Genomic DNA, 7,897 nt, shown 5'->3' on the forward strand with positions numbered 1-7,897 from the left:
GATAGAGAAAATTGTGTGGTGTGGGAAGTATTACTCTAAGCGGAGAAAAAGGTAGTGTTTGATTTAGTTGATATTTCTGAAAGGGGTTGAGATAAAATATTGGTTTAATCGTTTCATTCGTTTTAAGAAAAAATGAGGAATCTTTTAATCATTTTAAGTGCATAACCCGTTATTATATATATACAGATATTCAATGGAAAGGAGCCTGATGCGTGTTGAGTGATGACGAATTAGTGGAACAGATTCTACTTGGAAATGAAAATGCAGCAGAAGAATTGATAAAACGCTATTATACATCTATTTTACGTTACTGTAGGTGGCATTGCTCTAATCTGGAAAAAGCAGAAGACCTGACTCAGGAAACATTTTTGAAGTTGTTTAAGAATTTATCCGGATATAAAGGGAAAAAGAAATTTAAGGCTTATCTATACACGATTGCAAATCATTTATGTATTGATGAAAGTAGGAAGGTTGGGAGCTTTCTGTTTCTCCACAAGAAGCTAGACAATGGCAGACAAAAACAACGGTTGCTAATTTACGGCACGAAGGAAAAGAAATTATATTGCGTATTATTTCAGACAATATGCCTAGTGAGCGAGCGGTGCCTTGTGAAGCTACATTGGAAGATCTTTATTTATTTTATTTTCCCACAGAGGAAGGAGTGAAATAGAATGGAACTATTTTGGTTAGAGCATAAAAAGTTATGGCGAAAGAAAATTGTTAAAATATGTGTGTTGTTGTGTTTTGTTTATTATGTAATTTTTGGAAGCATACTTTCGTTTCAATGGTTCAGTTTTGGCAGTTCAGATGACTATACAAGTGCTTTTGGCAATAATTTTGATGGATATACAGTAATAAAGGATAGTCAGGGATATGCACTTTCATTTGGTGGAGAATTGACGGATGAAACCTTGCAGCAAATAGTAAGTGATTATCAGCAAATGGAAGCTGACGGTATGGAGGAAGAACTGGAAAAGACAGACTGGAAGATAGTTAATAGTTGGCTTGGAACATTGTATCCGGAGCTTCGAGATACCGGTAATTATAAAACGATGATAAGCTATGTTGATCCGGATAAGTTAACAGGCTTCTATGAAAGAAGACAGCAGGTGCTTGATGAGTTTTTGGAGGTCAGTGGTCAGGTAGGAGCTGAAAAAGAGTATTTACATCAGATAGAGGGAAAGGTAGAAAAACCATTTCGTTATGAGTGGGTAGAAGGCTGGTCAACGCTTCTTGGTAGTATGGTTGCGGATCTGGGAGTTGTGATGGCTTTGTTTCTCGGTATTGTTTTATCCTCTTTATTTGCTGGCGAATGGCATGATAATACAAGCACACTGGTATTGACGACTCGAAATGGTTGGGGGAAAATTGCTCTTGCCAAAATTCTTACTGGTTTAGCGTTTACAGTGGAGTTTTTTGCATTACTTGCTGTTTCAATTGTTATATCACAGTTGTTTTTTATGGGAACTGCCGGATGGGATATGCCGATTCAGAATATCAAGCTGATTGCTGTTGCACCTATGAATATGCTGCAGGCAGAAATTTATGAATATGCTTTTGTACTGCTTGGAGCAATAGGTTTTGCCGGAATTGTTATGTTTATATCAGCGGCTGTAAAAAATAATGTACTTACCTTACTGCTTAGTCTGACTGTTGTATATGGACCAATGATGATTGCAGAATATCTTCCTTATGGGATGCAAAAAGCATTGGATTTAATACCATTGGTAGGAAGTTCAACAGATATTTTCAGAACTAATACTTTTCGTATTTTTGGGAAGCTTATCTGGTCACCATATCTACTTATTACTATTCCTGTCTTGATGGGTATTCTATGTATGCCATTCGCTATAAGGAGCTGGTCAAGAAGGATGAAGGCATAAATAACAATATGGCAAAGAAAAGAGATAAAAAAAATAAGTTGCGAGGGAAATGGTTGAGAGGAATTATCATAGTTTACTTGCTTTTGATACTATGTAATCTATTTCACGAATTTCCTTCAAGATTAGAGAATCCTATTCCGGCGATTACAACATCATCATGAGCCATATCCGGAATATTCGGGAGAAGATAGAGGATAATCCAAGTAAGCCAATCTACATACAGACGGTATGGGGGGGAGGTTATCGTTTCAACAAAAATATAAGCAGCGGTCTGTGAGTAGATTACAGATCACTGCTTATTTTTCGACATTGAATGCTGTGCAAAAGTCACCTCGAAAATCGTTCCCCCAGTCTTGCCTGATTTGATACAAATACTGCCATCATGTACTCTAACGATTTCACGGACAAAAGCAAGACCTAGCCCTACGCCACCCAGCTTCCGGCTTCTGGATTTATCCACACGGAAGAATGGCTCGAACACTCTCTCCCTAAGCTCCTTTGGTATTCCGCTTCCCGTATCTTCTACAGACAGATAAACATGCTTGTTTCTCTGACATGCGGTTACGGTAACCTGTCCGAGCGGATGATTATATTTGATGGCATTCTCAACCAGATTGTATACAAGCCTGTAAATAAGGATATCGCTGCCTATCATAGTGGCATCCTCACATTTTCCAATCAGCTTTATATTCTTTTCCACGGCAAGAGGCTCGAGGTCTGCCAAAACCTCTTCAACAATAGCATCCAATATAATTTTATCATCCCTTCCCACCGTCTGAAGCTCACTCATGTCAAGAAGAGTCTTTACCATCCTGTTTAATTTATCATTTTGTTCCGTAACCATTTTTATGGTCTGCAAAGTGTCTGCATCATTTCCCGGGTGAGAGGCAGAATTATATAAATCAAGCTGTACCTGCATTAACGCTAATGGAGTACGCAGCTCATGTGCTGCATTTGCAGTAAACTGTCTCTGTATCTCAAATGCTTCCGACAGACGCTCAAGCATCTTATTATAAGAAATACCCAGCTGGTTCAGTTCCTTAACATTGTTTTCCTCTATTCTTGAATCAGACAGATTCTGAGCCTGTACCTCTTCAATTTTATCTGAAAACTCCCTGATTGATCTGAGTGCATGCCCGCTTATAAAGTAAGTGACGACACCTCCCAAAAGCGCCAGCAAAACCGTGATTATCAGACTGTTTCTTTTATAGTCGGCCTTATTATTGTACACCTGAACCGAAAATTTATCCGCAAACTCATCCCACTTATCGTCCGGTATACTGATATATATTTCATCTGATTTGTTTCCTTTTTCATCCCCCTGTGACTCTACCGCATCCTGCAGAGAATCGATGTAATGCACACCATTTTTATAGACAAACATAGTCAGGCAGCCACATATAATAGCAATACACAATGTAGTAATGCACGTAAGTCTCCACTGTAGCGACATTCTTTTCATCTGTCAGACTCCTCCCGTATTTTATAGCCTTCACCTACCTTGTTCTGAATGGGATCATATCCCAGCTTCGCCTTAAGCTTTTTTCTAAGTGAAGACATATGTACCCTGATTGCTCCGCTAAAGCTGTCTGCCGTGGCATCCCACACATGCTCTATCAGCTCCTCCTGACTCACCGGTCTGCCTATATTGATAAGTAAATATTCCAAAATACCATTCTCTTTTCTTGTCAGTGGAACCGGCTCTTCCTTTGCATATGCCTCGCGTTTAATCGTATCAAACTTTATTTCTCCGCATTTAAGACATATATCATTCTGTACAAATTTCCTTCTTGTCAGGCTTCTGATACGTGCCTCAAGCTCCTGCAGATGGAATGGTTTTTCCATGTAATCATTTGCTCCTGCATCCAGTCCCTCTACCTTATCAGCAATCTGACCTCTTGCAGATAATATCAAAACCTTAGTTTCATCATTGTATTTTCTAAGCTCCTTAAGAAGCTCCATGCCATCCATCCCCGGCAGATTCAAATCCAAAACTATCAGATCATAATTCTCCGACAGTATACATTCAAGAGCCTCTTTCCCATCATAACAGGTATCCACCTCATAACCGGCAGCATACAGACTCTTTGCAACCATATCACATATTTGTTTCTCATCCTCAACAATTAATAATCTCAAAATGTTCTCCTGCTTCTTAACAATAATTTTACAACCTATATTGTATAATACCAAAGTCAGCTGGTCAACCATACAACAAAAAGGAGCAACATTATGTTGAAATACCAAAAAACATGTCAAATCATTCTGCTTATCCTTGGTGTATCCATGATAAGCTATGGTGCAGTCAGAGGTGAGGCGGCTACCGTGCTTGGTAAAGCAATAAAACTATGTCTGGAGTGTGTCGGAATTGGATAAGGAAAAGAAATTACTATCAAGAAAATTGGCAAAAATACGTGGCTGGATACAGGCCGCAGCAACGCTGCTGACCAATATTCATATTCTAAATTTATTTAAGGGTAAAATATATCAGGGCAATGCAAAAACAGTATGCGTACCCGGATTAAACTGCTACTCCTGCCCAGCCGCGACAGGAGCCTGTCCAATAGGGGCATTTCAGGCAGTTGTCGGGTCATCAAAATTTAAGTTTTCATACTACATAACCGGATTTTTTATTTTACTCGGTGTAACTCTCGGCAGATTTATATGTGGTTTTTTGTGCCCATTTGGATGGTTTCAGGATTTACTTCATAAAATCCCCGGAAAGAAATTATCCACAGCCAAACTAAAGCCTCTTAGGTACCTAAAATATGTCATTCTTATTGTTTTCGTTATACTTCTTCCAATGCTTGTAACGAACTCTATAGGAATGGGAGACCCGTTCTTCTGCAAATATATCTGTCCTCAGGGTGTTTTAGAGGGTGCTATACCGTTATCTATTGGAAATGCTGCTATCCGTTCTGCGCTGGGAAAGCTTTTTTCTTTCAAGTGTATGATTTTAATTGCAGTGATTGTACTAAGTATCTTATTTTACAGGCCCTTCTGTAAATGGATTTGTCCGCTTGGAGCAATCTACTCATTATTTAATAAGGTCAGCCTGCTCAAAATCACCGTTGATAGCAGCAAATGTGTCGGATGCGGTCAATGCTCAAAGGCATGTAAGATGGATGTGGATGTGTGTAAGACACCGGATCACCCCGAGTGCATACGCTGCGGTGCCTGCATAAAGGCCTGTCCGAAGGACGCCATCTGCTACCGGTTTATGGGAAAGTCATGTCAAAAAAATGACAACAGATAACTATTAAATATTTTACTATTATTTTAAAGGAGAAATTACTCATGAAAAACAAATTATCATTTATTTCTATTTTTACACTCTGCATAGCATTATCACTTACAGCATGTGGCGTAAAGCAAGCTTCCAACACAGATTCTAAGAACAATCAGACTGAAGCCGGCTCAGAAGCATCCGGCAAATCAGATTCCAGGCTTGATGATTTATATCAGCAGGAAAATCAGCTTTTTGCAGATCACGCTGATGTGTGGAACAAGGCATTTGGCATGATGAACAAAAGTGACGCCGATCCAAACGGAAATTATGCTGATTATCTTGCAGGTACTGTAGAATCAAACAAGAATTCATTCACAGACGATGAACTTAAAACACTTAATGAGGATATTGAAACCATACGAAAAATCGAGGAACAGATAGCAAAGCTTGAAAACAAAAATACATCATCAGACGATAACAAGAAGGACAGCTCTAAAGCCTCATCTGTATTCAGTGATTTTTCCGGTGAGGATTTTGATGGCAATAAGGTTGATGACAGCCTGTTTTCCGGTAATGCAGTAACAGTCGTCAATTTCTGGTTTACCGGCTGCAAACCATGTGTCGCTGAATTATCCAGCTTAACGAATTAAATGATGCTATCAAATCAATGGGCGGAGAAGTTGTTGGCATCAACACTGAGACCTTCGATGGCAATAAAACAGCTATCAAAGAGGCTGCCTCTGTTCTTGAAAGCCAGGGTGTCAAATATCGTAATCTGTCAATTGACTCTTCTAGTGCTGCCGGTAAATATGCCTCAGAAATCATGGCCTTTCCAACAACTATACTTGTTGACAGAAATGGCAATATTGTAGGCGAACCAATGCTCGGCGGAATTGATAACAAGGACAACTATGATGCCCTTATGAAGCAGATTCAGTCTGTAATTGATGCAGACAGCACAAATAAATAGAGGTCTACATATAAAAAGCTCTCTGTGCATTGCACAGAGAGCTTTTTTTGAACATTACTATAATGTCAAGGAATGGTGCAAGTGCGAAATATAGAGAGGTTAGTGTAAAGAATCGTAAGCGCATAGTTTCAGGGTGTCCTCAAAAATCCTTATCAGATTGACCTCATTTTTTCTAGCCCATCACTCGGTATATAAACTATTGTACAAATAGATTAAGAGAGGTACGGCTTAAGCCGGGAAAAGCACCTCAGAGGAGATGCTTTTCTTGGACTTTTATTCTGAAATCAACCAGTCGATCAAGTTGACGGATTTAATGCCATCATAGGAAGTATCCATTCCTGTATTCAGGGAAAGAATTATTTTTTCATAGTTATCGTTGATTCCCTATCCTTTTTTATAAGCTGTTAATTACTTTTCTTTAATGTTTGGAGATATTTACCGTTAGCATAAACAAATGGTCCGGCTTCCTCCTCGTCTCCGAAATATTCCGGTCGCAATGATAAAATATGAAGCAATTCATCTATCGTACGAACTTTTGTTGCCTGATATGGCTGTTCAAAGGCAATTTTTTCTACAAATAAATAGTAGTCGCTATACTTTATCAGTATTCCTGTATGACCTACAAAAACGACATCAGAATCAGGATCGGATATTACAATGCTGAGAAGAGATATTCTGTCGCTGTCTATATGAAATCCGTGATCCTTCCAATTGTTAGAAAATGTAGTTTCAGGATGTTTGTTGTCTGTTACTTTTTTTTCGCCATAGAGGGTAGTAAACATATCCTTTTTCTTTTTTATGATTTCGTATCTGTCTACATTATCTATCGCATCTGTATCAAACATTAAATAAGTACCTTATACTTTTTTTCTGTTGATTCAGCCGTCAGCATCCCGTCTAACAGAAGAAATGCGGTCATTCTGCAGTCGGTATCCGAATAGTCATGATTTTGTTCCCAACCATCCATACATTTACCTGTATCTGCTTTCAGTTTCCGGGGATCTGACCAATTGTCTTCCAATTTTGCATTTTTTCCGGCGGAATCTGCAAAATCAGTCACCCAGTCCTGAAATACATCTACATGCGAAGCTCCCGCATCCTTTAACGCTTTGCAGACCTCGGCAGAAGTATTATCCCCTCCCATATAAGTTGCAGCAGGTATCTTTTGCTCCTGCGCTGGCTGAGTATCCGCAGGTATCTTCTGTTCCTGCGTCATCTGAGTATCCGCACAGGCACTCAGCACCATAGATGAAAGCAAAATGACAGCACATATTTTAGCGGATAAAGTGGTATTATTTTGTCTTTTCAACAGATATCACCTCGCCATCGAACGGATCTACCTCTGAAATTGTACCTGTATATTTTACGGTTACAGTATCACCGTTACTGATATTTTCCAATCCCTTCGGTTTTTTGTCGAAAGTAAAACTATATGGTGTGTCATCGTCGTCTGTAATGATAAACATAAAATCTTTTATCTCATCAATGGTTCCAACCAATTCTTTTTCTTCGGTTGTTTCCTTATTTTGATCCCCGCTGTTACTGGTTGCAGTATTATTTTGCTTTGTCTCTTTCTGTCCACAGCCTCCTAATATGCTCATACAAAGCATTACACCAAGTACAATTGTGATTAATTTCTTCTTCATAATCATTTACCTCTTTTCTTGTTTCTGCTCTCCGATTATTGCTGAAACAGGTTACCATATTATTTTATATATGGCAATAGTATGGTTCGCAATTTAAGAATTATATATGGCAATAGTATGGTTCGCAATTTAAGAATTATTTATAGTGAAAATAATAAAAAACTAAGAC

General features: G+C 38.7%; 10 protein-coding genes and 1 pseudogene. 6 read left to right on the top strand and 5 right to left on the bottom strand.

What is annotated here, in order from left to right:
- Positions 1–212: 212 nt before the first annotated feature.
- From DXA20_RS16745 to DXA20_RS08040, 3 genes are all read left to right on the top strand, one after another.
- Positions 213–665: an RNA polymerase sigma factor gene (locus DXA20_RS16745; RefSeq protein WP_243100577.1), complete on the top strand. Its 453-nt coding sequence runs from the start codon at positions 213–215 to the stop codon at positions 663–665.
- A 6-nt stretch (positions 666–671) separates the two neighbouring features.
- Positions 672–1,883, top strand: a complete 1,212-nt coding sequence (locus DXA20_RS08030) for an ABC transporter permease subunit (RefSeq protein WP_118559937.1) — start codon at positions 672–674, stop codon at positions 1,881–1,883.
- A gap of 157 nt (positions 1,884–2,040) precedes the next feature.
- A complete protein-coding gene (locus DXA20_RS08040; RefSeq protein ID WP_442969686.1) occupies positions 2,041–2,160 on the top strand; it encodes a winged helix-turn-helix domain-containing protein in 120 nt (39 codons plus the stop codon).
- A gap of 12 nt (positions 2,161–2,172) precedes the next feature.
- Here the strand turns inward: DXA20_RS08040 and DXA20_RS08045 are convergent, their stop codons facing one another.
- On the bottom strand, positions 2,173–3,345 hold the full coding sequence (locus tag DXA20_RS08045; protein WP_118559939.1) for a sensor histidine kinase: 1,173 nt from the start codon (positions 3,343–3,345) through the stop codon (positions 2,173–2,175).
- Positions 3,342–4,022, bottom strand: coding sequence for a response regulator transcription factor (locus tag DXA20_RS08050; RefSeq protein WP_022024520.1), 681 nt, complete (start codon positions 4,020–4,022; stop codon positions 3,342–3,344). Before DXA20_RS08050 ends, DXA20_RS08045 begins: the two co-directional genes overlap by 4 nt.
- A 93-nt stretch (positions 4,023–4,115) precedes the next feature.
- Here DXA20_RS08050 and DXA20_RS08055 point away from each other — a divergent pair, with 93 nt between their 5' ends.
- From DXA20_RS08055 to DXA20_RS18390, 3 genes and pseudogenes are all read left to right on the top strand, one after another.
- Positions 4,116–4,259, top strand: coding sequence for a CD1871A family CXXC motif-containing protein (locus tag DXA20_RS08055; protein ID WP_009263530.1), 144 nt, complete (start codon positions 4,116–4,118; stop codon positions 4,257–4,259).
- Positions 4,252–5,139, top strand: coding sequence for a 4Fe-4S binding protein (locus tag DXA20_RS08060; protein WP_118559943.1), 888 nt, complete (start codon positions 4,252–4,254; stop codon positions 5,137–5,139). The genes DXA20_RS08055 and DXA20_RS08060 overlap by 8 nt, the downstream gene beginning before the upstream one ends.
- A gap of 41 nt (positions 5,140–5,180) precedes the next feature.
- A pseudogene (locus tag DXA20_RS18390) lies at positions 5,181–6,082 on the top strand (TlpA disulfide reductase family protein).
- Between the two features lie 404 nt (positions 6,083–6,486).
- Here DXA20_RS18390 and DXA20_RS17155 read toward each other — a convergent pair.
- Genes DXA20_RS17155 through DXA20_RS08080 form a run of 3 tightly spaced genes read right to left on the bottom strand, consistent with a single transcriptional unit; the run spans position 6,487 to position 7,728 of the window.
- Positions 6,487–6,927, bottom strand: coding sequence for a DUF4300 family protein (locus DXA20_RS17155; RefSeq protein ID WP_279222361.1), 441 nt, complete (start codon positions 6,925–6,927; stop codon positions 6,487–6,489).
- Positions 6,927–7,391 carry a DUF4300 family protein gene (locus DXA20_RS17160; protein ID WP_279222362.1) on the bottom strand — a complete coding sequence of 155 codons (465 nt, stop codon included), beginning with the start codon at positions 7,389–7,391 and terminating at the stop codon, positions 6,927–6,929. The genes DXA20_RS17155 and DXA20_RS17160 overlap by 1 nt, the downstream gene beginning before the upstream one ends.
- Positions 7,375–7,728: a hypothetical protein gene (locus tag DXA20_RS08080; RefSeq protein WP_022306385.1), complete on the bottom strand. Its 354-nt coding sequence runs from the start codon at positions 7,726–7,728 to the stop codon at positions 7,375–7,377. The genes DXA20_RS17160 and DXA20_RS08080 overlap by 17 nt, the downstream gene beginning before the upstream one ends.
- Positions 7,729–7,897 lie beyond the last annotated feature (169 nt).

It is taken from the genome of Roseburia sp. AM59-24XD, assembly GCF_003478445.1.
GTDB lineage: Bacteria > Bacillota > Clostridia > Lachnospirales > Lachnospiraceae > Jutongia.

Excerpts from the sequence above, each read along its gene's own strand:
- DXA20_RS08030 (WP_118559937.1), top strand. The coding sequence starts at position 672 with ATGGAACTATTTTGGTTAGAGCATAAAAAGTTATGGCGAAAGAAAATT.
- DXA20_RS08045 (WP_118559939.1), bottom strand. The coding sequence starts at position 3,345 with ATGAAAAGAATGTCGCTACAGTGGAGACTTACGTGCATTACTACATTG.
- DXA20_RS08040 (WP_442969686.1), top strand. The coding sequence starts at position 2,041 with ATGAGCCATATCCGGAATATTCGGGAGAAGATAGAGGATAATCCAAGT.
- DXA20_RS17155 (WP_279222361.1), bottom strand. The coding sequence starts at position 6,927 with ATGTTTGATACAGATGCGATAGATAATGTAGACAGATACGAAATCATA.
- DXA20_RS08080 (WP_022306385.1), bottom strand. The coding sequence starts at position 7,728 with ATGAAGAAGAAATTAATCACAATTGTACTTGGTGTAATGCTTTGTATG.
- DXA20_RS08055 (WP_009263530.1), top strand. The coding sequence starts at position 4,116 with ATGTTGAAATACCAAAAAACATGTCAAATCATTCTGCTTATCCTTGGT.